26 protein-coding genes, 4 tRNA genes, 1 pseudogene and 1 other annotated feature are annotated in these 25,069 nt (G+C 53.8%); of the genes and pseudogenes, 23 read left to right on the forward strand and 8 right to left on the reverse strand.

What is annotated here, in order from left to right:
• Window positions 1-69 precede the first annotated feature (69 nt).
• The 12 genes from recA (at window position 70) to luxS (ending at window position 9,526) form a co-directional block, all read left to right on the forward strand.
• The gene (gene recA, locus AC3Y5R_RS21205) at window positions 70-1,131 is read left to right on the forward strand and encodes a recombinase RecA (RefSeq protein WP_489922983.1); all 1,062 of its coding nucleotides are present in this window, start codon (window positions 70-72) and stop codon (window positions 1,129-1,131) included.
• Window positions 1,132-1,309: 178 nt separating this feature from the next.
• Window positions 1,310-1,825, forward strand: a complete 516-nt coding sequence (locus tag AC3Y5R_RS21210; RefSeq protein WP_489922984.1) for a regulatory protein RecX — start codon at window positions 1,310-1,312, stop codon at window positions 1,823-1,825.
• A gap of 138 nt (window positions 1,826-1,963) precedes the next feature.
• A complete protein-coding gene (gene alaS, locus AC3Y5R_RS21215; RefSeq protein ID WP_489922985.1) occupies window positions 1,964-4,591 on the forward strand; it encodes an alanine--tRNA ligase in 2,628 nt (875 codons plus the stop codon).
• A 248-nt stretch (window positions 4,592-4,839) separates the two neighbouring features.
• Window positions 4,840-5,025 (forward strand): carbon storage regulator CsrA, encoded by a 186-nt coding sequence (gene csrA / locus AC3Y5R_RS21220; RefSeq protein ID WP_004155916.1) that lies wholly within the window; start codon window positions 4,840-4,842, stop codon window positions 5,023-5,025.
• A 317-nt stretch (window positions 5,026-5,342) separates the two neighbouring features.
• Window positions 5,343-5,435, forward strand: a tRNA-Ser gene (locus tag AC3Y5R_RS21225).
• A gap of 3 nt (window positions 5,436-5,438) precedes the next feature.
• Window positions 5,439-5,515, forward strand: a tRNA-Arg gene (locus AC3Y5R_RS21230).
• 105 nt (window positions 5,516-5,620) lie between these two features.
• A tRNA-Arg gene (locus AC3Y5R_RS21235) sits at window positions 5,621-5,697 on the forward strand.
• A 119-nt stretch (window positions 5,698-5,816) separates the two neighbouring features.
• Window positions 5,817-5,893: transfer RNA gene (locus AC3Y5R_RS21240), tRNA-Arg, on the forward strand.
• A gap of 337 nt (window positions 5,894-6,230) precedes the next feature.
• Window positions 6,231-6,797, forward strand: a complete 567-nt coding sequence (gene yqaB, locus AC3Y5R_RS21245; RefSeq protein ID WP_489922986.1) for a fructose-1-phosphate/6-phosphogluconate phosphatase — start codon at window positions 6,231-6,233, stop codon at window positions 6,795-6,797.
• Complete coding sequence (locus AC3Y5R_RS21250; RefSeq protein WP_489922987.1) at window positions 6,794-7,222, forward strand: YqaA family protein; 429 nt, start codon at window positions 6,794-6,796, stop codon at window positions 7,220-7,222. Before yqaB ends, AC3Y5R_RS21250 begins: the two co-directional genes overlap by 4 nt.
• 72 nt (window positions 7,223-7,294) lie before the next feature.
• On the forward strand, window positions 7,295-8,854 hold the full coding sequence (gshA, locus tag AC3Y5R_RS21255) for a glutamate--cysteine ligase (RefSeq protein WP_489922988.1): 1,560 nt from the start codon (window positions 7,295-7,297) through the stop codon (window positions 8,852-8,854).
• 156 nt (window positions 8,855-9,010) lie between these two features.
• Entirely contained in the window at window positions 9,011-9,526 is a 516-nt protein-coding gene (gene luxS / locus AC3Y5R_RS21260) for an S-ribosylhomocysteine lyase (RefSeq protein ID WP_158784104.1), read from the forward strand.
• An 84-nt stretch (window positions 9,527-9,610) separates the two neighbouring features.
• On the opposite strand, the gene AC3Y5R_RS21265 is transcribed toward luxS, so the two are convergent.
• Together AC3Y5R_RS21265 and AC3Y5R_RS21270 are read right to left on the reverse strand one after the other, a co-directional pair.
• Window positions 9,611-10,897 carry an HlyC/CorC family transporter gene (locus tag AC3Y5R_RS21265; protein ID WP_158784105.1) on the reverse strand — a complete coding sequence of 429 codons (1,287 nt, stop codon included), beginning with the start codon at window positions 10,895-10,897 and terminating at the stop codon, window positions 9,611-9,613.
• A gap of 25 nt (window positions 10,898-10,922) precedes the next feature.
• A complete protein-coding gene (locus AC3Y5R_RS21270) occupies window positions 10,923-11,714 on the reverse strand; it encodes a cytochrome C assembly family protein (RefSeq protein WP_489922989.1) in 792 nt (263 codons plus the stop codon).
• A 164-nt stretch (window positions 11,715-11,878) separates the two neighbouring features.
• On the opposite strand from AC3Y5R_RS21270, the gene ffh reads away from it, so the two are divergent.
• The 5 genes from ffh to rplS all read left to right on the forward strand — a co-directional run bounded on the left by ffh (window position 11,879) and on the right by rplS (window position 15,406).
• Complete coding sequence (ffh, locus tag AC3Y5R_RS21275) at window positions 11,879-13,240, forward strand: signal recognition particle protein (RefSeq protein WP_489922990.1); 1,362 nt, start codon at window positions 11,879-11,881, stop codon at window positions 13,238-13,240.
• Between the two features lie 136 nt (window positions 13,241-13,376).
• On the forward strand, window positions 13,377-13,625 hold the full coding sequence (rpsP, locus tag AC3Y5R_RS21280) for a 30S ribosomal protein S16 (RefSeq protein ID WP_124234201.1): 249 nt from the start codon (window positions 13,377-13,379) through the stop codon (window positions 13,623-13,625).
• An 18-nt stretch (window positions 13,626-13,643) separates the two neighbouring features.
• On the forward strand, window positions 13,644-14,192 hold the full coding sequence (gene rimM / locus AC3Y5R_RS21285; RefSeq protein WP_489922991.1) for a ribosome maturation factor RimM: 549 nt from the start codon (window positions 13,644-13,646) through the stop codon (window positions 14,190-14,192).
• 35 nt (window positions 14,193-14,227) lie between these two features.
• Entirely contained in the window at window positions 14,228-14,998 is a 771-nt protein-coding gene (gene trmD, locus AC3Y5R_RS21290; RefSeq protein ID WP_489922992.1) for a tRNA (guanosine(37)-N1)-methyltransferase TrmD, read from the forward strand.
• A 45-nt stretch (window positions 14,999-15,043) separates the two neighbouring features.
• Window positions 15,044-15,406 carry a 50S ribosomal protein L19 gene (gene rplS, locus AC3Y5R_RS21295; protein ID WP_024965502.1) on the forward strand — a complete coding sequence of 121 codons (363 nt, stop codon included), beginning with the start codon at window positions 15,044-15,046 and terminating at the stop codon, window positions 15,404-15,406.
• Between the two features lie 56 nt (window positions 15,407-15,462).
• On the opposite strand, the gene AC3Y5R_RS21300 is transcribed toward rplS, so the two are convergent.
• On the reverse strand, window positions 15,463-16,155 hold the full coding sequence (locus AC3Y5R_RS21300; protein ID WP_489922993.1) for a CTP synthase C-terminal region-related (seleno)protein: 693 nt from the start codon (window positions 16,153-16,155) through the stop codon (window positions 15,463-15,465).
• A 170-nt stretch (window positions 16,156-16,325) separates the two neighbouring features.
• Here AC3Y5R_RS21300 and AC3Y5R_RS21305 point away from each other — a divergent pair, with 170 nt between their 5' ends.
• Window positions 16,326-17,069: a GNAT family N-acetyltransferase gene (locus AC3Y5R_RS21305; protein WP_489922994.1), complete on the forward strand. Its 744-nt coding sequence runs from the start codon at window positions 16,326-16,328 to the stop codon at window positions 17,067-17,069.
• On the opposite strand, the gene AC3Y5R_RS21310 is transcribed toward AC3Y5R_RS21305, so the two are convergent.
• Complete coding sequence (locus tag AC3Y5R_RS21310; protein ID WP_489922995.1) at window positions 17,016-17,531, reverse strand: GNAT family N-acetyltransferase; 516 nt, start codon at window positions 17,529-17,531, stop codon at window positions 17,016-17,018. The genes AC3Y5R_RS21305 and AC3Y5R_RS21310 overlap by 54 nt on opposite strands.
• A 140-nt stretch (window positions 17,532-17,671) precedes the next feature.
• On the opposite strand from AC3Y5R_RS21310, the gene AC3Y5R_RS21315 reads away from it, so the two are divergent.
• The 5 genes and pseudogenes from AC3Y5R_RS21315 to tyrA all read left to right on the forward strand — a co-directional run bounded on the left by AC3Y5R_RS21315 (window position 17,672) and on the right by tyrA (window position 21,800).
• Window positions 17,672-18,205: a TetR/AcrR family transcriptional regulator gene (locus AC3Y5R_RS21315; RefSeq protein ID WP_489922996.1), complete on the forward strand. Its 534-nt coding sequence runs from the start codon at window positions 17,672-17,674 to the stop codon at window positions 18,203-18,205.
• 80 nt (window positions 18,206-18,285) lie between these two features.
• A pseudogene (locus AC3Y5R_RS21320) lies at window positions 18,286-18,810 on the forward strand (MFS transporter); the annotation flags it as partial.
• Window positions 18,803-19,360: an MFS transporter gene (locus AC3Y5R_RS21325; protein ID WP_489923006.1), complete on the forward strand. Its 558-nt coding sequence runs from the start codon at window positions 18,803-18,805 to the stop codon at window positions 19,358-19,360. The pseudogene AC3Y5R_RS21320 and the gene AC3Y5R_RS21325, both read left to right, overlap by 8 nt.
• 236 nt (window positions 19,361-19,596) lie before the next feature.
• Window positions 19,597-20,676 (forward strand): 3-deoxy-7-phosphoheptulonate synthase, encoded by a 1,080-nt coding sequence (locus AC3Y5R_RS21330; protein ID WP_158784114.1) that lies wholly within the window; start codon window positions 19,597-19,599, stop codon window positions 20,674-20,676.
• Between the two features lie 2 nt (window positions 20,677-20,678).
• Window positions 20,679-21,800 (forward strand): bifunctional chorismate mutase/prephenate dehydrogenase, encoded by a 1,122-nt coding sequence (gene tyrA, locus AC3Y5R_RS21335; protein WP_489922997.1) that lies wholly within the window; start codon window positions 20,679-20,681, stop codon window positions 21,798-21,800.
• A 64-nt stretch (window positions 21,801-21,864) separates the two neighbouring features.
• Here the strand turns inward: tyrA and AC3Y5R_RS21340 are convergent, their stop codons facing one another.
• From AC3Y5R_RS21340 to pheL, 4 genes are all read right to left on the reverse strand, one after another.
• Window positions 21,865-22,581: a molybdate ABC transporter substrate-binding protein gene (locus AC3Y5R_RS21340; protein ID WP_489922998.1), complete on the reverse strand. Its 717-nt coding sequence runs from the start codon at window positions 22,579-22,581 to the stop codon at window positions 21,865-21,867.
• The gene (locus AC3Y5R_RS21345; protein ID WP_489922999.1) at window positions 22,581-23,633 is read right to left on the reverse strand and encodes an ABC transporter substrate-binding protein; all 1,053 of its coding nucleotides are present in this window, start codon (window positions 23,631-23,633) and stop codon (window positions 22,581-22,583) included. Before AC3Y5R_RS21345 ends, AC3Y5R_RS21340 begins: the two co-directional genes overlap by 1 nt.
• Before the next feature lie 116 nt (window positions 23,634-23,749).
• Window positions 23,750-24,910: a bifunctional chorismate mutase/prephenate dehydratase gene (pheA, locus tag AC3Y5R_RS21350; RefSeq protein ID WP_489923000.1), complete on the reverse strand. Its 1,161-nt coding sequence runs from the start codon at window positions 24,908-24,910 to the stop codon at window positions 23,750-23,752.
• A gap of 23 nt (window positions 24,911-24,933) precedes the next feature.
• Window positions 24,934-25,058, reverse strand: a sequence feature (Phe leader region).
• Window positions 25,010-25,057: a pheA operon leader peptide PheL gene (pheL, locus tag AC3Y5R_RS21355; protein WP_199257343.1), complete on the reverse strand. Its 48-nt coding sequence runs from the start codon at window positions 25,055-25,057 to the stop codon at window positions 25,010-25,012. (Overlaps the previous feature by 48 nt.)
• Window positions 25,059-25,069: the final 11 nt, after the last annotated feature.

Here is a 25,069-nt window from a genome sequence, read left to right on the forward strand (position 1 = left end):
TAATCACTGCCATATTGAATTTATGCAAAGCCGCGTATGTGTGCTTTACCCGCGTAATCAGGAGTTGAAATGGCTATTGACGAAAACAAGCAAAAAGCACTGGCAGCAGCGCTGGGCCAGATTGAAAAGCAATTTGGTAAAGGCTCCATCATGCGCCTGGGTGAAGACCGCACCATGGACGTGGAAACCATCTCTACCGGTTCCCTGTCACTGGATATTGCGCTGGGCGCGGGCGGTCTGCCAATGGGCCGTATCGTCGAAATCTATGGCCCGGAATCTTCCGGTAAAACTACGCTGACCCTGCAGGTTATCGCGGCTGCTCAGCGTAAAGGTAAAACCTGTGCGTTTATCGATGCAGAGCACGCGCTGGACCCGATCTACGCGAAAAAGCTCGGTGTGGATATCGATAATCTGCTCTGTTCTCAGCCTGATACCGGTGAGCAGGCGCTGGAAATCTGTGATGCGCTGGCACGCTCCGGCGCTGTTGACGTGATCATCGTTGACTCCGTAGCGGCCCTGACGCCGAAAGCGGAAATCGAAGGGGAAATCGGTGACTCTCATATGGGCCTGGCGGCACGTATGATGAGCCAGGCGATGCGTAAGCTGGCCGGTAACCTGAAAAACTCCAACACGCTGCTGATCTTTATCAACCAGATCCGTATGAAGATCGGTGTGATGTTCGGTAACCCGGAAACCACCACCGGGGGTAACGCCCTGAAGTTCTACGCTTCTGTCCGTCTGGATATCCGCCGTATCGGTGCGATTAAAGAGGGTGACGAAGTGGTGGGCAGCGAAACCCGCGTGAAAGTGGTGAAAAACAAAATCGCCGCGCCGTTCAAGCAGGCTGAGTTCCAGATCATGTACGGTGAAGGAATCAATATCTACGGTGAGCTGGTTGAGCTGGGCGTTAAGCACAAGCTGATTGAGAAAGCCGGTGCCTGGTACAGCTACAACGGCGACAAAATCGGCCAGGGCAAAGCCAACGCCGGTAACTTCCTGAAGGAAAACCCGGCGGTTGCCAGCGAGATCGAAGCGAAGCTGCGCGCCACGCTGCTCACTAACCCGGATACCAAGCCTGATTTCGTGGCTGATGCAGCCGATATTGACGAAACCAGCGAAGAAAACTTCTGATTTCCCGCTGAGGGCGCTCAGCGCCCTGCAGAGTGATAAAAGGAACGGTTAAACCCGTTCTTTTTTTTATGGTTGCTGAAAACCGGACACGCGCCGTAAAACAACTTTTGTTTCTTCCCCTGTTCCTCGCTACCCTTATCCCGATCGTATTAAACAAGCTGAAAAGCCGTGGAGTGAGATGTCAGACGCCACAGAACGTAGCCAGTTTGCCCGTCTGCTGGACCGGGCTATGCGTATCCTTGCGATGCGTGACCACAGTGAAGCTGAGTTCCGCCGCAAGCTGTCGCTGTCAGTTGAACGTGCGGCCATGTATGCCAAAACCAGAGAGCAGGAGCCGGAAACCGTCACCCCGGAGCAGATCGACCGGGTGGTGGCCTGGTGTTATGAAAACCGCTACCTGGATGATGCCCACTTTGCTGAACGCTTTGTCGCCAGCCGCAGTCGTAAAGGTTATGGCCCGCAGCGTATCCGCATGGAGCTGGGACAGAAGGGCGTGGACAAGGCGCTGACGGATGAAGCGCTCGCCAGTGCAGAGATAGACTGGACCCGCCAGGCGTACGAAGTGGCAGAGCGTAAGTTTGGCCTGCCGCTGCCGTCAGACTGGAAGGAAAAAGCGAAAGTGCAGCGCTATCTGATGACGAAAGGCTTCTTTTCCGAGGATATTCGCAGCATTTTCTCAAATTTTGATGATTGAACCGTGTTGGGGTTTTACTTCCCACCGAAGAAAATTTATCTTATTCACCACTTTTTGTTCGTGCGTTGCCGGGAAAAGGGTAATCCTGCCGGCGTATCAGACCCACGAAACGTTCGTTAGCGTGATTCCAGGACAATTATGAGCAAGAGCACTGCGGAGATTCGCCAGGCGTTTCTCGACTTTTTCCATAGCAAGGGACATCAGGTTGTAGCCAGTAGCTCCCTCGTCCCGACTAATGATCCGACGTTGCTGTTTACCAACGCCGGTATGAACCAGTTTAAAGACGTTTTCCTTGGCCAGGACAAGCGTAACTACTCCCGCGCCACCACCTCGCAGCGCTGCGTGCGCGCAGGCGGCAAACATAACGATCTGGAAAACGTCGGTTATACCGCCCGTCACCACACCTTCTTCGAAATGCTGGGTAACTTCAGCTTCGGCGACTACTTCAAGCGTGAAGCCATTGGCTACGCCTGGGAGCTGCTGACCGGTGCACAGTGGTTTAACCTGCCGAAAGACAAGCTGTGGGTCACCGTGTACGAGACCGACGATGAGGCTTTCGAAATCTGGGCGAACGATGTTGGCGTACCACGCGAGCGTATTATTCGCATCGGCGACAACAAAGGTAGCGCCTACGCTTCTGATAACTTCTGGCAGATGGGCGATACCGGTCCGTGTGGCCCGTGCACCGAGATCTTCTTCGACCATGGCGATCACATCTGGGGAGGGCCGCCGGGCAGCCCGGAAGAAGATGGCGATCGCTACATTGAGATCTGGAACATCGTCTTCATGCAGTTCAACCGTCAGTCTGACGGCACCATGCTGCCGCTGCCAAAACCTTCGGTGGATACCGGAATGGGGCTGGAGCGAATTGCTGCGGTCCTGCAGCACGTTAACTCCAACTACGAAATCGATCTGTTCCAGAAACTGATCAAATCCGTGGCGGAAGTGACCGGTGCTACCGATCTGACCAGCAAATCGCTGCGGGTGATCGCGGACCATATCCGTTCTTGTGCTTTCCTGGTGTCTGATGGCGTGATCCCGTCGAATGAAAACCGTGGCTACGTGCTGCGCCGTATCATTCGTCGTGCCATCCGCCACGGTAACATGCTGGGCGCGCAGGGCACTTTCTTCTGGAAGCTGGTTGCGCCACTGATTGAGGTGATGGGTGCGGCCGGTGACGAGCTTAAAAGCCAGCAGTCACAGGTTGAGCAGGTGCTGAAAACCGAAGAAGAGCAGTTTGCCAAAACGCTGGAACGCGGTCTGGCTCTGCTGGATGAAGAGCTGGCAAAGCTGCAGGGTGACACGCTGGATGGCGAAACTGTGTTCCGCCTGTATGACACCTTTGGGTTCCCGGTTGACCTGACCGCTGACGTTTGCCGTGAGCGCGATCTGAAAATTGATGAAGCCGGTTTTGAGCAGGCGATGGAACAGCAGCGTCAGCGTGCGCGCGATGCCAGCGGATTCGGTACCGATTACAACAACGTGATCCGCATTGATGCGGCTTCCACGTTTAAAGGTTATGACCAGCTGGAGCTGACTGCTGTCGTGAAGGCTATCTTCGTCGACGGTAAGACAGCGGACGAAATCGCAGCAGGCCAGGAAGGGGTTATCGTACTTGATGAAACACCTTTCTACGGTGAATCCGGTGGACAGGTTGGCGATACCGGTGAGTTAAAGGGCAGTAATGCCACCTTCACCGTGAACGACACGCAGAAATACGGTCAGGCCATCGGCCATGTTGGCAAGCTGGCTTCCGGCCACCTGCGCGTGGGCGAGCCTCTGGCGGCGCATGTGGATGAAGCGCGTCGCGCCCGCATCCGCCTGAACCATTCAGCCACTCACCTGCTGCATGCAGCACTGCGTCAGGTCCTTGGTCACCATGTGGCGCAGAAAGGCTCTCTGGTTAACGACAAGTACCTGCGTTTCGACTTCTCGCATTTTGAAGCGATGAAGCCTCAGGAAATTCGTCAGGTCGAAGAGATCGTTAACGCGCAGATCCGTCGCAACCTGTCCGTCGATACCAACATCATGGAACTTGAATCAGCCAAAGCGCAGGGTGCCATGGCGCTGTTTGGTGAGAAATATGATGACCATGTGCGCGTGCTGACCATGGGCGACTTCTCTACCGAACTGTGCGGCGGGACTCACGCCAGCCGTACCGGTGATATCGGCCTGTTCCGCATCACTTCGGAGTCTGGTACGGCCGCCGGTGTGCGTCGTATCGAAGCAGTGACCGGTGAAGGCGCGCTGAAGCAGATGTATGCGCAGAGCGAACAGCTGCTGGACATTGCTCAGCTGGTTAAAGCCAACAACAGCAACCTGAATGAAAAAGTCCGTGCAATGATCGATCACGTGCGTGGACTGGAAAAAGAGCTGCAGCAGTTGAAAGATCAGCACGCAGCGCAGGAGAGTGCCTCGCTGAGCAGTAAGGCCGTAGAGGTGAAGGGAGTGAAACTGCTGGTCAGTGAACTGACTGGCGTTGAGCCGAAAATGCTGCGTACTATGGTTGACGATCTCAAAAATCAGCTTAAATCGGCGATTATTGTGCTGGCGACCGTGGATGAAGGTAAGGTGTCGCTGATTGCTGGTGTTACCAAAGATGTGACCGATCGCGTTAAGGCCGGTGAGCTGGTGGGGCAGTTAGCCCAGCAGGTTGGCGGTAAGGGCGGAGGTCGTCCGGATATGGCTCAGGCGGGTGGTACAGATGCTCAGGCGCTGCCTGGTGCGCTGGCTGGCGTCGAAGCGTGGGTTACTACAAAACTGTAACACAATAAAAAGGCACCTCTGAGGACGCTGTGGCGAGGGTTTCACGGCGTCCTCCGCTCAGGTGCAGTCTCAATAAAACACAAAGTCAGGTTGATGGTGTGTATTTCGGCTAAACTAAGTATCAGCAGAATGTATTGGTATGATGGTGCACTTGTAGTGTATTTGTCATAGTCTACATTTAGCGTTATATGATGGATAATGCCGGGCGACAGTTAACCCGACTCTTTTAATCTTTCAAGGAGCAAAGAATGCTTATTCTAACTCGTCGAGTTGGTGAAACCCTCATGATCGGTGATGAGGTGACTGTAACGGTGCTGGGAGTGAAAGGGAACCAGGTTCGCATCGGTGTGAACGCCCCTAAAGAAGTTTCGGTTCATCGCGAAGAGATCTATCAGCGTATCCAGGCCGAAAAAACTCAGCAAACGAGTTACTAACGGATCCAGCGCCTCGCTGCTGCAGCGAGGCGCTACCGGTTTTTCCTCCCTTCCCGCGCATTATTTCTCTTTTCTCTCGATTTCTATGTTCCTTGCACACTTTCGGGGGCGGCTTCTTATTGCTCAGAGTCATCCTGATCCTTGTTGATAAATCACTCTTTTTGTCGTCAAAATACCCGTATTGCGTGGGAATTGTGCAATCAAACACGCAGGGGGAAAAATTGTTTGACTTATAAGTGCGGGAAAGTAATATGTGCGCCACGCAGTGCCGATGAGCAGAAACAAAGTTCTGAAGCACAACTCGCAAGAGTGCGTATGGTGAGGTGGCCGAGAGGCTGAAGGCGCTCCCCTGCTAAGGGAGTATGCGGTCAAAAGCTGCATCCGGGGTTCGAATCCCCGCCTCACCGCCATTTGCATCCGTAGCTCAGCTGGATAGAGTACTCGGCTACGAACCGAGCGGTCGGAGGTTCGAATCCTCCCGGATGCACCATTACTTGTCTCTCACAAGTAACCCGTTAAGAAGTTCCGGTACGGTGTTAGCAGCCTGTATCAAGGTGAGTCGTCAGCACCCCTGCGTTATGCCAGAATTTGATATGCATCCATAGCTCAGCTGGATAGAGTACTCGGCTACGAACCGAGCGGTCGGAGGTTCGAATCCTCCTGGATGCACCATATTTTGTCAGACTGGCCGCAACACTGTTCTGGCACAATTTAAGTAGTAACATTCATCCTTATTTTACGCTGCAGCAGGATGAGTGAAGATAGTCTGCACCACCAGGCATTTCCCCAATGCATCCGTAGCTCAGCTGGATAGAGTACTCGGCTACGAACCGAGCGATCGGAGGTTCGAATCCTCCCGGATGCACCATATTTTTGATGAATTGGTCGCAACATTGTACTGGCATAGTTTAACGCTGTACCAGCCAGCACCAGGGATGATTATCATTTCCGGAAGTGAACAGTTTTTACCTCCCCACAGTTTTTTTAGTTGTTTACCTCTTTATAATCTCTTTAATCAATTCATTGTTTTTTAACCAGAAATGTCAACATTTTATCAGAAAAATCGGCTGAGTTTTTTCTGACGCCAAATTCTGATAATGGAAAACCCCAGGTAATTCAAGGCATTTGCAGATCCATCGCGACAGCGACAAATTCAGTGCTTTGCGCTAAAGTATCCGTTCGCTGGTGCAAGGATGGAGAAGAGTATGTACGAGGGTTATGACGGTCTGATATTCGATATGGATGGCACCATCCTCGATACTGAACCGACGCACCGTAAAGCCTGGCACGAAGTGCTGGCCCGTTATGGACTGGATTTTGATGAGCGCACGGTGATCGGCCTGAATGGCTCTCCCACCTGGCGCATCGCGGAAGTGATTATTGCCAGCCATCAGAGCAGCCTGGATCCCTGGGCGCTGGCCGCTGAGAAAACCGCCACGCTGAAAGAGATGCTGTTCGATACCGTCCGGCCACTGCCGCTGATTGACGTAGTGAAAGCCTTCAAAGGCCGCCGTCCGATGGCGGTAGGCACCGGCAGCGAGCACGCCATGGCAGAGGCCTTGTTGCAGCATTTAGGACTGCGCGACTGTTTTGATGCGATTGTAGGTGCAGATGATGTCACTCGGCACAAACCTGAACCCGATACTTTTCTACGCTGCGCAGAACTGATTAAGGTCGCTCCGGCGCGCTGTGTGGTGTTTGAGGATGCCGATTTTGGGATCCAGGCCGCAAAGGCTGCAGGAATGGATTACGTTGATGTCCGCCTGCTGTGAGTGAGTGGCTCAGTTATGGTTCGATGTTTGCCAGCAGTTTCCTCAGTGCCACACTGTTGCCGGGCAGCTCAGAAGTGCTGCTGGCAGGCCTGCTGGTCGCGGGAAAAGTCTCTGTTCCCGGAATAATTTTTATCGCCGCACTTGGGAACACTCTGGGCGGCCTGACAAATATTATCATTGGTCGCTGGCTGCCTCTGAAAGAGCAGGGGCGATGGCATAACACAGCAAAAGCGTGGCTGCACCGATGGAGGCCTGCCGCGCTTCTACTTAGCTGGTTGCCGGTCGTCGGCGATCTGCTTTGTGTTCTGGCCGGCTGGCTGCGTTTTTCCTGGCTTCCGACGGTGTTTTTTCTCGCCGCAGGCAAGACGCTTCGCTACGTTGTGCTGGCTTTCGCAACACTACAGGGCATGGAGTGGTGGCGCTGATTCGCGAATAATTCGCGCTGCGATTAACATTATGCTGAACAATAATAAATTTTCCCCGAGCGGGAGGTCAATTTGATCCCGGACGTATCACAGGCGCTTTCCTGGCTGGAAGCTCATCCTGACGCATTGAAAGGTATCGGTCGCGGTATTGAACGCGAAACATTGCGTGTCAAACCTGATGGCCATCTGGCCACTACCGGACACCCCGAAACGCTTGGCTCAGCCCTAACGCACAAGTGGATAACCACTGACTTTGCGGAGACGCTGCTCGAATTTATTACGCCGGTTGATGACAATATCGATCATCTGCTGGCTTTCCTGCGTGATATTCATCGTCACGTCTCGTGCGATCTTGGCGAGGAGCGGATGTGGCCGATGAGTATGCCCTGTCTGATTGAAGACAGTCAGCAGATTGAACTGGCACAGTACGGCAGCTCGAACATCGGCAAGATGAAGACGCTGTATCGCGAAGGATTGAAAAATCGTTATGGCTCGCTGATGCAGGTGATCTCCGGCGTGCACTACAACTTCTCGCTGCCGATCTCCTTCTGGCAGGCCTGGGTGGATGTAAAGGACGAGAAGAGTGGCCAGCAAGCTATCTCTGATGGCTATCTGCGCCTGATCCGCAATTACTACCGCTTTGGCTGGATCATTCCTTATCTGTTCGGGGCTTCACCGGGAATCTGTTCCTCTTTCCTTCAGGGCAAAGAGACCGCGCTGCCGTTTGAACGCACCGATAAAGGCATGCTCTATCTGCCTTACGCCACTTCATTGCGCCTGAGCGACTTAGGTTATACCAATAAGTCACAAAGCGGCCTTGGTATTACCTTCAACAATTTGCCAGACTATGTGAAGGCGCTGAAAGCGGCGATCAAGACCCCTTCTGAAGAGTATGCGAAGAAGGGAGTGAAGGATGAGCAGGGGAACTGGCTGCAGCTCAACACCAACGTGCTGCAGATTGAAAATGAACTCTATGCGCCGATTCGCCCTAAACGTGTCACGCGAGCGGGTGAGAATCCTTCAGATGCTCTGCTGCGTGGTGGCATCGAGTACATCGAAGTGCGCTCGCTGGATATCAACCCGTTCTCGCCAATTGGCGTGGATGAAAATCAGGTCCGTTTCCTCGATCTGTTCCTGATCTGGTGTACGCTGGCGGAAGCACCTGAAATGAGCAGTGAAGAGCTGCTGTGCACACGTGCCAACTGGAACCGGGTGATCCTTGAAGGACGCAAACCGGGTCTGATGCTGGGCGTGGGTTGCAACGAAGCTCAGCACCCGCTGAAAGAAGTGGGCAAAACATTGTTCGGAGATTTACGTCGCGTAGCGGAAACGCTGGACAGCCAGCATGGCAATCGCCATTACCAGGAAGTCTGTGACCGCCTGGTGGCTTCATTCGATGATCCGGATCTGACCTACTCAGCACGTTTCCTGATGGCGCTGAAAGAGAACGGCATTATCGGCACAGGCCTGGCGCTGTCGGAGCAGTATCGTCATCAGTTGGCGGAGGAGGGGCTGGAAATTCTTACTGACGCTCAGTTTGAACAGGAAGCCGTTCGCTCAAACGATAACCAGCAGGAAATTGAAGAAAGTGATACGCTTAGCTTTGAGGATTTTCTGAAGAGCAGAAGCTAGCACAAAAGAAAATGGCCACATCAATGTGGCCAAAATTAACATCTCTGTTGTCAGGGATGATGATAACAAAATGCGCGTCTTTCATAAATTCAGACCCGGGACGACAGAGAAAGTTTCATCGTTGCAAAAATAAATTCATTTAGTTGAGGTAACAATATGCCATTGCTGGATAGCTTTACCGTCGATCACACTATCATGGCGGCTCCTGCGGTACGTGTAGCCAAGACCATGAACACTCCTCATGGCGATACCATTACCGTTTTCGACCTGCGCTTCTGCAAGCCGAACAAAGAAGTGATGCCAGAACGCGGTATCCACACGCTGGAACATCTGTTCGCCGGCTTTATGCGTAACCACCTGAACGGTGAAGGCGTGGAAATCATCGACATCTCCCCAATGGGTTGCCGTACCGGTTTCTACATGAGCCTGATTGGTACGCCGGACGAGCAGCGCGTGGCGAAAGCATGGAAAGGGGCGATGCAGGATGTGCTGAAAGTCACAGACCAGCGCACAATTCCGGAACTGAATGAGTACCAGTGCGGCACCTATGAAATGCACTCTTTAGATGAGGCGCAGGACATCGCCCGCCACATTATCGACAACGACATTCGCGTTAACCATAACGACGAGCTGGCGCTGCCGAAAGAGAAGCTGAAAGAGCTGCACATCTAGTTTTCAGCTTTACCGTCCTGGCCTCCGGGACGGTAAATCCTTCCCCTGCAGTTGACCTGTAGGGGCGGATTCTACCATCTGCCTTTACGATCCTACCGACTCTTTCAGTGACTTTTGCGGCGTAATCCTTACCTGTTTGATCATATTTTCCTGCACGTCGAGAATATCGACCGCGTAGTGGCCAACATGCACCGTGGTGTCCGGCAGGGGGATGTCCTCAATCGCTTCCAGAATCATCCCGTTAATCGTACGTGCCTCTTCTTCCGGCAGGTTCCAGTTAAACGCTTTGTTTAACTCACGAATGTTGGCGCTGCCTTCAATCAGCACCGATCCGTCATTCTGTGGCACCACTTCTTCCGCCAGCGTTGGCGACATCGAGGTAGTGAAGTCACCGACGATCTCTTCAAGAATATCTTCAATGGTCACCAGACCTTTGATATCGCCATACTCATCAACGACCAGTCCGACTTTCTTCTTGTTGCGCTGGAACTTCACCAGCTGCACGTTCAGCGGCGTGCCTTCTGGCACATAATAAATCTCGTCTGCCGAGCGCAGCATCACTTCTTTGGTGAATTCTTTCTTCTCGGTCATCAGGCGGTAGGCTTCGCGCACGCGCAGCATGCTGATGGCGTCATCAAGAGAGTCACGATACAGCACCACGCGCCCATGTGGCGTGTGGGTCAACTGGCGAACAATTGACTTCCAGTCATCGTTAATGTTGATACCGACTATTTCATTGCGCGGCACCATGATGTCATCAACGTTCACTTTCTCCAGATCCAGTACTGACAGCAGCATGTCCTGGTTACGGCGGGACATCAGCGAGCGCGATTCATAGACGATGGTGCGCAGCTCTTCTTTGCTGAGCGCAGAGTTGATCGCACCTTCGGTTCTCATCCCCACCAGGCGCATCAGGATGCGGGTAATGGTGTTCAGCAGCCAGACCAGCGGCATCATCACTACCTGCAGCGGCCCCAGCAGAAGACTGCTCGGAAAGGCGACTTTTTCCGGATAGAGCGCAGCGATGGTTTTTGGCAGAACTTCGGCAAACACCAGCACGCAGAAGGTCAGAATACCGGTGGCAATTGCCACGCCCTCGTCGCCATGAATCCGCATCCCGACGATGGTGGCCAGAGCAGAAGCGAGAATATTGACAAGGTTGTTGCCGATCAGCACCAGACTGAGTAAACGGTCGGGGCGGCGCAGCAATTTCTCGACGCGGCGGGCGGCACGGCTGCCGTTTTTAGCCTGATGACGTAACTTATAGCGATTCAGCGTCATCATGCCGGTTTCAGAACCGGCGAACCAGGCTGATACCAGAACCATGATCACCAGAATAATAATCAGGGAGGTAGTTGAAACTTGTTCCAACGAAGGAATTCCTTGTGGTTGTGGGTCAGGAGGTCAGGAAATGCTGCAGCATACGGCTACCGAAGTAGGCCATGGTCAGCAAAAATGCCCCGCCAAAATTGAACCAGGCGACGCGGCGACCGCGCCAGCCTTCATGATAGTGACCCCAAAGCAGAACGATATAAACGAACCAGGCGAGGATCGACAGCACGGCTTTGTCCACATTCTCGCGGCTGAACAGGTCATGCATGTAGAACAGACCGGTGCACAGTACCAGCGTCAGCAGCACCACGCCCACCTGAGTAATATGGAACATCTTGCGCTCAATGGTCATCAACGGCGGAATGTCGTTGCTGAACGCCAGCTTTTTATTCTTCAGCAGATAGTCAATCCACGCCAGCTGTAAGGCATAAAGAGCCGCGATGATCAGCGTGGCATAGGCAAAGAGCGCCAGGCCGATATGCACCATCATTCCCGGCGTGGTTTCCAGATGAGTGATAAAGGCATTGGGGACAAAGGTGGCAAACGCCAGATTGATCAACGCGAAGCTGTAAACAATCGGCAGCAGTATCCAGCCACGATTACGTGACGCCACAATGGTCATAATGGCGCAAATCAGCAGGCTGACCAGCGAACCAATGTTCAGCAGGCTGAGATTCTGACCACTGTTCATAGCAAAAATTCGCTGTTCCAACGCGATGGCGTGGCAAATCAGCGCAATGGTGGCCGATATCACCGCCAGACGCCGCCAGCCGCTTTGTTTGCGCAACAGGCTGGGAATGATCAGAGCAAGGCTGAAGGAATAGGCGAGCAGCGCCAGAATCGCAAATACGGACATAGAGGTTGTCAGTTACCGGTAAGACTAAGAAAAAAATCAGTATAGCGCCAGCGGCTGCTGGCTCCAAACGATCTCAACTCAGATGGCTGAGATCGCAGCGTCTTCATGTTATAATCCGCGCCATTGTGTCGCCTGGCGACCTCTCATTACGTGAGCGAGAGACGATGTTTGATAATTTAACCGACAGATTGTCGCAAACCCTGCGCAATATCAGCGGCCGTGGACGGCTGACAGAAGACAACATTAAGGACACCCTGCGTGAAGTTCGTATGGCACTGCTGGAAGCGGACGTAGCGCTGCCGGTAGTGCGTGACTTTATCGCCCGCGTTAAAGAGCGCGCGGTGGGCCAGGACGTCAACAAAAGCCTGACGCCGGGTCAGGAGTTTGTAAAAATCGTGCAGAACGAGCTGGTCGTCGCCATGGGTGCCGAAAACAACACGCTCAATCTGAACGCCCAGCCGCCTGCCGTGGTGCTGATGGCTGGTTTGCAGGGGGCGGGTAAAACCACCAGCGTCGGTAAGCTGGGTAAGTTCCTGCGCGAGAAGCACAAGAAAAAAGTGCTGGTTGTTTCTGCTGACGTCTATCGTCCCGCAGCCATCAAGCAGCTGGAAACGCTGGCCGAACAGGTTGGGGTGGATTTCTGCCCGTCAGACCTGAGCCAGAAGCCGGTTGACATCGTTAAAAACGCTCTGCAGCAGGCTAAACTGAAGTTTTACGATGTGCTGCTGGTCGATACCGCAGGTCGTCTGCACGTAGACGAAGCGATGATGGACGAGATCAAACAGGTTCACGCCGCGATCAATCCGGTAGAAACTCTGTTTGTGGTCGATGCCATGACTGGCCAGGATGCCGCCAACACGGCGAAGGCGTTTAGCGAAGCGCTGCCGCTGACCGGTGTGGTCCTGACCAAAGTTGATGGTGATGCCCGTGGCGGTGCTGCGCTCTCAATCCGTCATATCACCGGCAAGCCGATTAAATTTATGGGTGTTGGTGAAAAAACCGAAGCCCTGGAGCCGTTCTACCCGGACCGTATCGCTTCCCGTATCCTCGGCATGGGCGACGTGCTGTCGCTGATCGAAGATATCGAGAGCAAGGTTGACCGCGCGCAGGCAGAGAAACTGGCCAGCAAGCTGAAAAAGGGCGACGGTTTCGACCTGAACGATTTCCTGGATCAGCTGAAGCAGATGCGCAATATGGGCGGCATGGCCAGCCTGATGGGTAAGCTGCCAGGTATGGGGAAGTTGCCGGATAACGTTAAGTCGCAGATGGATGACAAAGTGCTGGTGCGGATGGAAGCGATGATCAATTCCATGACCCGTAAAGAGCGGGAGAAGCCAGAGATCATCAAAGGTTCCCGTAAGCGTCGTATCGCCACGGGTTCTGGTATGCAGGTGCAGGACGTTAACCGCTTGCTGAAGCAGTTTGACGACATGCAGCGCATGATGAAGAAGATGAAGAAGGGCGGTATGGCGAAGATGATGCGCGGCATGAAGGGTATGATGCCGCCGGGCTTCCCGGGCCGTTAAGTAAGCCGGAAAACCACTCAGGCGAATTAGATTGCTTTTTGCGCCAAAATGAGTAAAATTTTCGGGCTTTTTATATTGCATCCGGGCCCCGTTCCCTCAATGGGGCCCGGTTGTTTTATTAACTAAAGAGGATGTTATGGTAACAATTCGTTTGGCACGTCACGGCGCTAAAAAGCGTCCGTTTTATCAGGTAGTCGTCACTGACAGCCGTAATGCTCGCAACGGTCGCTTCATCGAGCGCGTTGGTTTCTTCAACCCGATCGCATCTGGTCAGGCTGAAGCACTGCGTCTGGATCTGGACCGCATTGAGCACTGGGTTGGCCAGGGCGCAACTCTCTCTGATCGCGTTGGTGCGCTGATCAAAGAAGCTAAGAAAGCAGCTTAATCTGTCATGGTGGTCAACATGAGCAAGCAACTCACCGCGTCGACGCCTGCTAACCCATTAATTTTGGGAAAGATGGGATCGGCCTACGGTATCCGTGGTTGGCTCAAAGTGTTTTCCTCCACCGAAGATGCCGAAAGCATTTTTGACTATCAACCCTGGTTTATCCAGCGGTCGGGTCAATGGCAGCTTATCGAGCTGGAAGGCTGGAAGCGCCACAATCAGGATATGATCATCAAAGTCAAAGGCATTGACGATCGTGATACTGCCGGTCTGCTGACTAATTGTGAAATTGTCGTGGATTCTGAGCAGTTGCCCGCGCTGGACAACGGCGACTATTACTGGAAAGACCTTATCGGTTGCCAGGTTGTCACCACCCAGGGCTATGAACTCGGTAAAGTCACAGAGCTGATGGAAACCGGTTCAAACGACGTTCTCGTCATAAAGGCAAACCTGAAGGATGCATTCGGTGCGAAGGAGCGGCTGATACCGTTCCTTGATGGACAGGTTATCAAGAATGTCGATCTCACTACCGGCACCATTGAAGTAGATTGGGATCCTGGTTTTTGAGCTCCGGACAAAGCGGTAAAACACCGGCGCAGTCGATGTGGATAGGCATAATCAGCCTGTTCCCTGAGATGTTCAGCGCAATTACCGACTACGGAGTAACTGGCCGGGCAGTAAAAAATGGCCTGCTCAGCATCCAGAGCTGGAGTCCTCGTGACTTTGCTCATGATCGGCACCGTACCGTGGACGAACGTCCTTACGGCGGCGGACCGGGGATGCTAATGATGGTTCAGCCCTTACGGGATGCCATCCACGCAGCAAAAGCGGCGGCAGGAGAAGGCGCCAGGGTGATTTATCTTTCACCTCAGGGTCGCAAACTCGATCAAGATGGGGTTTGCGAGCTGGCGACCAGTCAGAAGTTAATTCTGGTGTGTGGTCGCTATGAAGGGATTGATGAGCGCGTAATCAAAACCGAAATCGATGAAGAATGGTCGATTGGCGATTACGTTCTCAGCGGTGGGGAGCTGCCAGCGATGACGCTGATTGACTCGGTCGCCCGGTTTATACCCGGCGTACTGGGGAAGCAGGCGTCAGCCGAGGAAGATTCATTTTCCGATGGGTTGCTGGATTGCCCGCACTACACCCGACCTGAAGTGTTAGAAGGGATGGAGGTTCCGCCAGTTCTGCTGTCGGGCAACCATGCTGAAATTCGCCGCTGGCGTCTGAAACAGTCGCTGGGCCGTACCTGGCTTAGAAGACCTGAACTTCTGGAAAACCTGGCTCTGACTGAAGAGCAAGCAAAGTTGCTGACCGAATTCCGCAAGGAGTTCAACCAGCAACATAACGATGATGGGCAGTCCGGGCAGTAGTCGCGGTGCCTGAATATCAGTTTACCCAGGATAAGAGATTAAATTATGAGCAACATTATCAAGCAAATCGAACAAGAGCAGATGAAACAGGACGTACCTTCATTCCGTCCGGGTGATTCCGTGGAAGTGAAAGTATGGGTCGTTGAAGGTTCAAAGAAACGTCTGCAGGCATTCGAGGGCGTGGTTATCGCTATTCGTAACCGCGGTCTGCACTCTGCATTCACTGTTCGTAAAATTTCTAACGGCGAAGGTGTTGAGCGTGTATTCCAGACTCACTCACCTGTGATTGACAGCATTGCTGTTAAACGCCGTGGTGCCGTACGTAAGGCCAAACTGTACTACCTGCGTGAGCGTACCGGTAAGTCTGCACGTATCAAAGAACGTCTGGGCGCTAAAGCAGCATCCTAAGTTAATAGTGAACAAGGGGCTGACCGAAGGTTGGCCCCTTTTTTTATGCCTGCAATTTATCGCTGTGTGGCTTTAAGCAGTTCAACAACCAGCGGTGACAGCTCATTACGTAGCGAAGCGCGTTCGGACTGGAACAGCGTGGCAACAAAGTATTTATGATCGGGCAGTTCAATGCCGCGCACGTCTCCTTCACCATCCCATGCGCTAATACGCAACGGGAAATCCGCCAGCTCAGAGATAAAATCCGGATCCACGCCGAAATTGCAGTGGTAGCCTTCGTGCGTGCTGAGCTTGCCATAGGCGCGGGCAATAATGGTGTCAGGATCGATCACGATATCACCAGTTTTCTCCACCAGTGAACAGCTCAGCGGGGCAATCACTATACGCCCTTCGGTGTCGGTCTCTGCGTGAGCGGCATCGCTCCAGCCCATTACGTTACGGGCATATTCCACCACTGCGTACTGGAAGCCGCCACACGAACCAAGAAACGGCACGTTATTCTCACGGGCATAAGTGATAGCCAGGAAGGCACCACGATCGTTTTTATAAGGGCTGCCGGGCACGCCCCAGATGGCATCAAAATTCTCTAAAACGGCAGAACTGGTGACGGATTCGGTTGGCAGCCATTCTGCAATCATTGGAAGGTTCAGGGAGGCGGCGGCAAGTTCGACAGCGGGGGGAATAGCCTGGTGAGCAACAGCATCGGAACGATAATCACCAACAAGGGCAAGGCGGAGGGGGGAGTTCATCTTATCTTCCTGTTCAGGTAAAAGAGGATGCTACAGCAGCCTTAACAAGTTGACAACATCGAACTTTCGGGCCGGATTAAGAGAGGCCGCGCAAATTTCAGCACGGCGGCTTGGCAAGCAGAAGTCCACTTCGTATGCTTGAGCTTTACCCGCAGAGGAGACCGATTGCGATGCAGCAAATGAATCAGTACAACCAGCCCGTCGGCCCGGCATTGCCGGACTGGCAACCCCCTAAATTGCCTCAGCGTCAGACGGTAGCTGGGCAGTACTGCCGCCTGGAGCCTCTGGATACGGCTAAACACTGCAGCGATCTCTACGCCGCCTATGCTTCAGCACCTGACGGCCGCGACTGGACCTATCTGACAGAGGAGAGACCAGCAACGCTTGAGGCTTTCCGGGGCTGGTTGAATAAGCGGGCGGCAGAAGCTCACTGGGTCACCTTCACTATTTTTTATGCCCGTCGCAATCGTCCTGTGGGGCTGGCCTCCTATATGCGCATCGATACCGTTAATGGCTCGCTGGAGTTAGGTGGCCTGACCTGGTCACCGCTGATGAAGCGCACCATAGTTGGCACGGAGGCGCTGTATTTGCTGCTGAAGACAGCCTTTGCGCTGGGCTATCGCCGCCTGGAATGGAAATGTGATTCGCTGAATGCCCCTTCCCGTAAGGCGGCTGAAAGGATTGGGTTCCGTTATGAAGGCACTTTCCGGCAGATGATGACCCGCAAGGGACGCTCGCGTGATACGCAGTGGTTTTCGATTCTGGATGGTGAATGGCCAGCCATCGATCAGGCTATTTCTCTCTGGCTGGCAAAGAATAATCTTGACGAGCACGGACAGCAGTTCCGGCGCCTGTCTGCGTTACTGCGGCCTGCGGAAATGGTAGACAGCAGTGTTGACCGGGCCGCTGTCTGACACGATCAGGCCGTGCTGAATGCCGATGAAATCAGTGCCGCATTTGGCTGCCACACGGCGGCTGGCGGCATTTTCCGCCACGGCGAGGATCTCAACCGTGTCTCTTTCCGGGCTTTGCCACGCCAGATCGACCAGGTAGTGCACGGCCTGGGTGGCGATGCCCTGGCTCTGCTCACTGCTGCGTACCCAGTAACCCACAGAGCAGTGGTTGTGATCGATGCTGGAGTAACGCAGCCCGGCACCGCCCAGTAAGCGGCCATCTTCCGCAAACAGGCCCAGTTCGTTCGCTGCGCCTTTGTCCCGCAGGATATGAGTGGCAGCAAACCATTTACGGGCATCTTCTTCGCTAAATCCCTCATGAGCCCATAAGAACCACGGTTTAAGCGTATCCAGCGAGGCAGTAACGGCGCTGGCAAATTCCCGTGCATCGGAATCGGCAAAAGGGCGGTAGATCACTTTCATGGCTGACCTCCTTATTTGTCCTTATTTATCTTCATCATAAGTCCGGAGGTGAAAATTTACGAATCGATTTATCTCCGGGTAAAGGATTTTATTCCACCGGAAATTTTGCAAAAGTAAAACGATCGGTTTACTTTTAGTGAATGAATAAAAAACAAGATATCCTCAAGGCCGCAGAGCGGTTGTTCTATCTCAATGGATTCCATGCGACCAGTACGGATCGGATCTGCAGTGAAGCAGGTGTTTCTACCAGAACGCTTTATCGGTACTTTCCCTCGCGGGAGATGCTGACAGAGGCGGTGCTGGCTGAACGACAAAACCGCTTTTTTGCCGCGCTGCTTCCACCCGAAGAGCCAAAAGCTATCAGCCGTCTTTTTGCGGTCCAGGGTGAGTGGATGCAGAAAAATGGCTCCTCAGGATGCTTTTTCCTGAAAGCCTGGGGCGAATATGCTGAAGAAGATCGGCGGCTGTCGGCGCTGGCGCTGGATTACCGCTACAGGCAGCGTGAATACATTGCGGCCTGTCTGCGAAACTCACCGGCCGCAGGGCTTTCCGATGCGGTGTGGATGCTGTTTGAAGGGGCCATTACTTCTGCATTGGTCATCGGCCCCCAGGCGGCGATTTATGCCGGAGAGGCTGCAGAAAAACTCCTGGCAGCCAGCGGTAAAAAGTCATGAGAGCTTCTCTGAAACTGGGCTTGACCGGCTTCTCACTGATCGCTGTCACCTACGGGATGGCGAGATTCTCCTGGGGGCTGATGTTGCCTGCCGTAGTGAAAGATATTCCGTTCAGCACCGGGACGGCAGGGGTGATCTCTGCCAGCAGTTTTGCTGCCTACTGTCTGGCAATAACCGGCGCACCGGTACTCACTGAACGTTTTGGCCCACGCTGGCTGGCCGCTGCGGCCGCTATTTTGGCGGCTGGCGGCATGCTGATGCTGGCGTTTTCGTTCTCTCCCCTCATGCTTGCCGTGGGGCTGTTTATTGCCGGGTTGAGCCCTGGCGTGGCTTCTCCTTCCCTGGCTGCGGCGGTCAGTCGCCGGATCACCGGGCATCAGCAGCCGCAAATGAACACTGTTATCAATGCCGGAACCAGCGCGGGAATTATTATGTCCGTGCCGGTTTTGCTTTATCTGCCCGGTGGCTGGCGAGTGGCTTGTCTTCTCTTCAGCGCAATAGCGCTGTTATGTCTGCTGCCGGTGATGCTTTACCTGCCCGACGACAGAATGAAAAACCTGGTGGAAGAGGATGCCCGGACCGGCAATGCTGCGACTGATGATCATTGCCTTCGTCAGCGGGAGCACCAGCGCGGCATGGTGGAGTTTTGGTCCGCAGATTTTACGCCAGCAAGCTGGTGTGGACGCGCAATCCGTCAGCCTCCTGTGGCTGATCGCGGGTGGGGCGGGGATCTTTGGTGCGCTGACCGGGCCGGTAGCTGACCGCATCGGTATGAAACAGGTCTACCGGATTTCGTTGCTGTTTATGGCTTTGCCACTTGCCATGCTGCCCTGGATACAGGGGCCGTGGTGGTGGTTCATTCCGGTCGTCGCTCTGTGCCGTGCTGGCTACGTTACCCTCTCCGGCGTGCTGTTGGTCTGCGGCGCAGCGGCTAATAAAAATGCTCCGGCTTCAGGTGTGGGATTGGTTTTTCTGATGCTCGCGGCGGGACAGGTGGCGGGCTCCGTTCTGTTTGGCCAGCTTTATGCTTTGGCGGGCGCTGCTCCTGCTCTGCTGGTGTTCTGTATGCTTTCGTTGCTGGTGATGCTACTCAATCCGGTCTACGGGCACACCGGTCGCAAATCTTTGCTTAAGCAGGAAAAAACCGGATGCTGATTACGCCGTACGCTTTTGGTGTAAATATAATTGTACATTTTGGCAAGTTTATTGTGCTTGGTTTTGTTGTTTTATTTTATTGATATTGAAAGTAATTTCATATTTTATTTTCCGGAAATTATATTGTGGTAATTAAAGTGTACATGCATGGGTTGAGTTTTGTACCGGTTCTGATACATTATTCACACCTCACTAAGGGCTGACCTACGCATAACGAGATAAACAGGATGACTATCATGCAAAAAGACGCGCTGAATAACGTACATATCGTTGAAGAACAGATTCTGATCACCCCGGAAGAGCTGAAAAAACAGTTTCCGCTGAATGCCGCTCTGGAAGCGCAGATCGCCGATTCCCGCCAGACCCTTTCCAACATCATCAGCGGTAAAGATCACCGCCTGCTGGTAGTCTGCGGCCCCTGTTCCATCCACGATACCGAAGCCGCTCTGGATTACGCCCGTCACCTGAAAACTCTCTCTGACCAGTTGAAGGATCAGCTGTATATCGTTATGCGCGTCTATTTTGAAAAGCCCCGTACCACCGTCGGCTGGAAAGGATTAATCAATGATCCTTACATGGATAACTCATTCGATATGGAAGCCGGTCTGCACATTGCCCGTCGCCTGCTGCTGGATCTGGTGGAAATGGGCCTGCCGCTGGCAACTGAAGCACTGGATCCGAACAGCCCGCAATACCTGGGCGATCTGTTCAGCTGGTCAGCCATTGGTGCGCGGACCACGGAATCTCAGACTCACCGTGAAATGGCCTCTGGCCTGTCAATGCCGGTGGGCTTCAAAAATGGTACCGATGGCAGCCTTGGCACAGCGATCAATGCCATGCGTGCCGCAGCAATGCCGCACCGTTTTGTCGGGATCAACCAGAGCGGCCAGGTCTGCCTGTTACAGACTCAGGGTAACCCGGATGGCCATGTGATCCTGCGGGGGGGGAAGAGCCCGAACTACGGCCCGGAAGATGTTGCCCAGTGTGAAAAAGAGATGCTTCAGGCGGGACTCCGCCCGTCCTTGATGATAGATTGCAGCCATGGCAATTCTAACAAAGACTTCCGTCGTCAGTCCGGCGTGGCTGAGTCTGCCGTTGCGCAGATCAAAGATGGCAACCGTTCTATTATGGGTCTGATGCTGGAAAGTCATCTTCACGAGGGTAACCAGTCATCCGAGCAGCCGCGCAGTGAAATGCGCTACGGCGTTTCCGTTACCGATGCCTGCATCAACTGGGAAACAACCGAGTCGCTGCTGCGTGAAATCCATCAGGATCTGGACGGGGTGCTGGCGGCGCGTTTGTCGCATGAGGGTTAATTATGGTGGCTGAACTGACCGCGCTACGCGATCAAATTGATGAAGTTGATAAAGCGCTGCTCGATCTGCTGGCCAAAAGGCTGGAGCTGGTTGCCGAAGTGGGCGAGGTGAAAAGCCGTTACGGATTACCGATTTATGTGCCTGAACGTGAAGCTTCAATGCTGGCTTCACGGCGTAAAGAGGCCGAACTGCTGGGCGTGCCGCCGGATTTGATTGAGGATGTTCTGCGCCGTGTGATGCGGGAATCCTACTCCAGCGAGAACGATAAAGGCTTCAAGACGCTGAATCCTGATCTGCGCCCGGTAGTGATTGTCGGGGGCAAAGGCCAGATGGGGCGTCTGTTTGAAAAGATGCTGACCCTGTCTGGTTATCAGGTGAAGATCCTTGACAAAGAGGACTGGGAGCAGGGTGAAAGCATGCTGGCGGATGCCGGGATGGTGATCATCAGCGTGCCGATCCATCTGACTGAGCGGGTGATTGCCAGCCTGCCGCTGCTGCCGGAAGACTGCATTCTGGTCGATCTGGCCTCGGTGAAAAACAGCCCACTGCAGGCGATGCTGGCCGCGCACAGCGGTCCGGTTCTTGGTCTGCATCCGATGTTCGGACCGGACAGCGGCAGTCTGGCGAAGCAGGTTGTGGTGTGGTGTGACGGTCGTCAGCCGGAATCCTACCAGTGGTTCCTGGAGCAGATTCAGGTCTGGGGAGCGAGATTGCATCGCATCAGCGCCGTTGAGCACGATCAGAATATGGCTTTTATCCAGGCGCTGCGCCACTTTGCCACCTTTGCATATGGTCTGCATCTGGCTGAAGAGAACGTGCAGCTTGAGCAGCTACTGGCCCTGTCTTCTCCGATTTACCGTCTGGAGTTGGCGATGGTCGGGCGGCTGTTTGCCCAGGATCCGCAACTTTATGCAGACATTATTATGTCTTCGGAAAGTAACCTGGCGCTGATCAAACGTTACTACCAGCGTTTTGGTGAGGCGATTAAGCTGCTGGAGCAGGGTGATAAACAGGCGTTTATCGACAGCTTCCGTAAAGTGGAGCACTGGTTTGGCGATTACGCCCAGCGCTTTATGCTGGAGAGCCGGACTCTTCTCCGTCAGGCTAATGACAGCCGTCAGTAACTGACTGGATACACCTTCAGCCTGCGATCAACGCCTGATGAATTCCATCAGGCGTTTTATATTTTTAGTGGCTGAAGCCCGCTTTCTGTAAAATTTCCTGCGCCTGGGGTGATACCAGAAACTCAGCCAGCGGCTGGGCTTTACTGTGGCAGACCGCCAGAGCGTAATCAGCCCTGACCTGGTAAGGTGCCGGGATATCCATTGTAACGATGCCGCTGTCCCTGGCAATCAGCGGCGCATAACTCTGATAGCCGATAAAAATTTCAGCCTGATGGCTGTTGATGGCCCAACTGGCCGCCAGCTCACCTGCCGGAACGGCTGGGTTGTCCGGTCCGCCAACCAGCTGTAACGCTCGCTGCTTCAGTAAATTCCCCGTTCCTTCATGATGTTGTTCAATACGATCAAACAGCTCCCAGGTGTAATCACCTGAAGGATCGCTGAGTGGGGTGGAAGTTGCCACGCGGAGTGTCGGATCGCTGAGCAGCTCAAGCCAGTCTCGTTCTGTGAGGGCCAGATCTGCCCTGATGCTCAGGCAGAGCTGGTTATGGGTGAAATTCGCAACGCCGATCGCTTTACCGGCCGCCAGTAAGGTCTGCGGGTGTGCCACATTTGCCGAGGCAAAGAGATCGCAAGGTTCATCCTGCTCAATGCGCTGACGCAGCAGGCCGGCAGGGCCAAACGCGGTGTTCACGAAACACTCATTTTGCAGATTAAACGCGGCGATCAGCCTGGGCCAGACAATCCGCAGGCTGCCGGCCGCCAGTACCCGCAGTTCGTTCATCAGTTGCTGCCCACATAGTGGGTGCGATAGAAGCGCTGATACCAGCTGTCGGCTTTTTTCTGCATATCAATATCGCTGAATTTTTCCGGATAAAGTTTTTTCGCCATCCACAGTTCTCCCAGCGCCAGCGCTTCCGGCATCGGATAGCCCCATGCTTTGGCATACTCCGGCATCAGATAAACCCGGTGATGTTTAACCGCATCAACGGCCTTCCAGGCTGGCTGATGGTTGATTTCGTCAATCACCCGCGGATAGCGGTCCTGCACAAATATCACCTGAGGATTCCAGGCGAGGATCTGCTCCATCGAAACCTGTTTATAACCTTTGACCGTGGCCGCCGCGACGTTCATTGCGCCTGCATGAGCCATCATCAGGCCGGTGTATTTGCCAGAGCCATAGGTAGTCAGGTCAGGATTCGCCATATAGACGCGGATCCTCTGGGCGGCCGGAATACTCTTCAGGCGATCGCTGGTTTCCTGGCGCTGACTGAAGGTGGCGCTGATCAGATCTTCCGCCTGCTTCTGGTGGTTAACCACGCTGCCGATCAGCCGGATACCGTCCTTCAGGCCCTGATTATAGGCCTGTTCTTCATCCTGAAGCTGTGGATTGAGACGGTTTTCCTGCTTCTCGTCGCCTGCACGCAGTGATATTGCAATCACTGCAATACCGAGATGCTGGATCTGATCGATCATTTCCTGCGGGGCATAGTTGGTGACAAACACCACCTGAGGGTGCAGGGCGACCAGTTTTTCCAGGTCGACATGAGTCAGGTCGCCCAGCGTTGGCAGGCTGGTCAGTTCCGGCACCAGGCGCTGGTAGCCATCACCCAACTGCTGCTTCCAGTTGCCTAAAATCCCCACCATGGTTTTGGTGGCATCCAGCTGGACCAGCAGATTGAGTGTCTGATGTTGCAGCACCACCACGCGGTCAACGCGATCCGGAATGCTGACCTGGCGACCCAGCTGATCGGTAACCTGGCGGTCGGCATAGGAGGAGAAAGGCAGTAACCCAATGAAAAATAATAAAGAAGCGGTGCGGAGAATGTTACGCATGTCGGTTTCCTGATAATCGTTATAAACACTATGATATAGCGATTAGCAGAAAGGGGAAATCGCTACTCTGGGAGTAGGGGTATCCAGCCGCAGGAGCCGCGGCTGGAAACAGGAGATTAGTTCGGTTCTACCGGAACGACGTTCTCGCTCGGATAGCAGCCAAGCACCTTCAGTGAACGGGTAATTGGTGCCAGCTCACGCAGGGCCTGCTGCACCTCACCGGAACGCAGATTGCCCTGGAAATCAATATAGAACATCTCTTCCCACGGATTGCCGTAAATCGGACGCGATTCCAGCTTGCTCATGGTCAAATTATGCTTGCGCAGAACCAGCAGCGCCTCCACCAGCGCACCGGCCTGCTGTCCGGTCGCCATAATCAGCGTGGTTTTTGCCGGAACCTGCTCAGTCACTTCAACCGGCTTGCGGGCGAGGATAATAAAGCGGGTGATGTTTTGCAGCTGGTTTGCCAGGTTGCGCTCCAGCACTTGTAAGCTGTATAGCTCGCCGCCAGCCTCGCTGCCCAGAGCGGCGGCTTTCGGTGAATTGAGTTCCGCCACCTTTTCCATCGCGGCTGCCGTGCTTTCGGTGTATTCAATTTTCCAGTGCGGGAAGCGGTGAATAAACTGGCTGCACTGCTGAAAAGGCTGAGGATGGCTGTAAACCGTTTCGATTTGCTGCAGGTCGGTGCTGCCGGAGACCAGTACGCAGTGATCAATAGGTACGGTGCTCTCGCCGATGATAGACAGGCTGGTTTGCTGCAGCAGGTCATAGACATCGGTGATTGAACCGGAGGTGGTATTCTCAATCGGCAGCACGGCATAGTCTGCCTGACCGGTTTCAACCTGACTGAAAATATCGCGGAACTTCAGGCAGCCGCTTTCAATGAAATTGTCAAAGTGGCGGGCTGCATAGTGACGTGCCGCCAGGTGAGAGTAAGAGCCTTTAGGGCCGAGGAAAGCGACACGGGCAGACTGTGCATTGGTTTTGTTAAGGTGTTTTTGCAGCAGTGCCTGCTGGGTAAGAACCGAGTCTTCAATAATCAGCTGGAACAGACGGGTAATGTAGTGGGCGTCCAGCTTATGTGCTTTGCCCAGCCGGATCAGATTTTCAAGCAGATCTCTTTCACGGTCAATGTCACGGATAGGGCGGTGGGTGGCCATTTTCGCCGTGGCGACTTCAATCGCCAGCGCGCGGCGGTTCGCCAGTAAGCTCAGCAGTTCTTCATCCAGCGCACTGATCTTGTCGCGCAGGCCCAGCAGGGGATTTTCAGCGGTCATAATGCTACCTGTCAGATGTTCATAAAAAAAAAGCCTCCCGCTGGGGAGGCTTTGTTGTTCGTCTTCGCATTCTCTCTTACACGACGAATTGCCTCCCGGTCAGGGGAAGGTAAAAAAGAATGCGAAGAAGAACGGCTGCTTTTTCATGGTGGTGTCCGG

The organism is Erwinia sp. 009765445 (assembly GCF_058137865.1).

Bases quoted from the DNA above. Each gene is read 5' to 3' on its own strand.
- recA (WP_489922983.1), top strand. From the start codon at position 70: ATGGCTATTGACGAAAACAAGCAAAAAGCACTGGCAGCAGCGCTGGGC.
- AC3Y5R_RS21210 (WP_489922984.1), top strand. From the start codon at position 1,310: ATGTCAGACGCCACAGAACGTAGCCAGTTTGCCCGTCTGCTGGACCGG.
- alaS (WP_489922985.1), top strand. From the start codon at position 1,964: ATGAGCAAGAGCACTGCGGAGATTCGCCAGGCGTTTCTCGACTTTTTC.
- csrA (WP_004155916.1), top strand. From the start codon at position 4,840: ATGCTTATTCTAACTCGTCGAGTTGGTGAAACCCTCATGATCGGTGAT.
- yqaB (WP_489922986.1), top strand. From the start codon at position 6,231: ATGTACGAGGGTTATGACGGTCTGATATTCGATATGGATGGCACCATC.
- luxS (WP_158784104.1), top strand. From the start codon at position 9,011: ATGCCATTGCTGGATAGCTTTACCGTCGATCACACTATCATGGCGGCT.
- AC3Y5R_RS21270 (WP_489922989.1), bottom strand. From the start codon at position 11,714: ATGTCCGTATTTGCGATTCTGGCGCTGCTCGCCTATTCCTTCAGCCTT.
- ffh (WP_489922990.1), top strand. From the start codon at position 11,879: ATGTTTGATAATTTAACCGACAGATTGTCGCAAACCCTGCGCAATATC.
- rpsP (WP_124234201.1), top strand. From the start codon at position 13,377: ATGGTAACAATTCGTTTGGCACGTCACGGCGCTAAAAAGCGTCCGTTT.
- rimM (WP_489922991.1), top strand. From the start codon at position 13,644: ATGAGCAAGCAACTCACCGCGTCGACGCCTGCTAACCCATTAATTTTG.
- trmD (WP_489922992.1), top strand. From the start codon at position 14,228: ATGTGGATAGGCATAATCAGCCTGTTCCCTGAGATGTTCAGCGCAATT.
- rplS (WP_024965502.1), top strand. From the start codon at position 15,044: ATGAGCAACATTATCAAGCAAATCGAACAAGAGCAGATGAAACAGGAC.
- AC3Y5R_RS21300 (WP_489922993.1), bottom strand. From the start codon at position 16,155: ATGAACTCCCCCCTCCGCCTTGCCCTTGTTGGTGATTATCGTTCCGAT.
- AC3Y5R_RS21305 (WP_489922994.1), top strand. From the start codon at position 16,326: ATGCAGCAAATGAATCAGTACAACCAGCCCGTCGGCCCGGCATTGCCG.
- AC3Y5R_RS21310 (WP_489922995.1), bottom strand. From the start codon at position 17,531: ATGAAAGTGATCTACCGCCCTTTTGCCGATTCCGATGCACGGGAATTT.
- AC3Y5R_RS21315 (WP_489922996.1), top strand. From the start codon at position 17,672: ATGAATAAAAAACAAGATATCCTCAAGGCCGCAGAGCGGTTGTTCTAT.
- AC3Y5R_RS21325 (WP_489923006.1), top strand. From the start codon at position 18,803: ATGATCATTGCCTTCGTCAGCGGGAGCACCAGCGCGGCATGGTGGAGT.
- AC3Y5R_RS21330 (WP_158784114.1), top strand. From the start codon at position 19,597: ATGCAAAAAGACGCGCTGAATAACGTACATATCGTTGAAGAACAGATT.
- tyrA (WP_489922997.1), top strand. From the start codon at position 20,679: ATGGTGGCTGAACTGACCGCGCTACGCGATCAAATTGATGAAGTTGAT.
- AC3Y5R_RS21340 (WP_489922998.1), bottom strand. From the start codon at position 22,581: ATGAACGAACTGCGGGTACTGGCGGCCGGCAGCCTGCGGATTGTCTGG.
- AC3Y5R_RS21345 (WP_489922999.1), bottom strand. From the start codon at position 23,633: ATGCGTAACATTCTCCGCACCGCTTCTTTATTATTTTTCATTGGGTTA.
- pheA (WP_489923000.1), bottom strand. From the start codon at position 24,910: ATGACCGCTGAAAATCCCCTGCTGGGCCTGCGCGACAAGATCAGTGCG.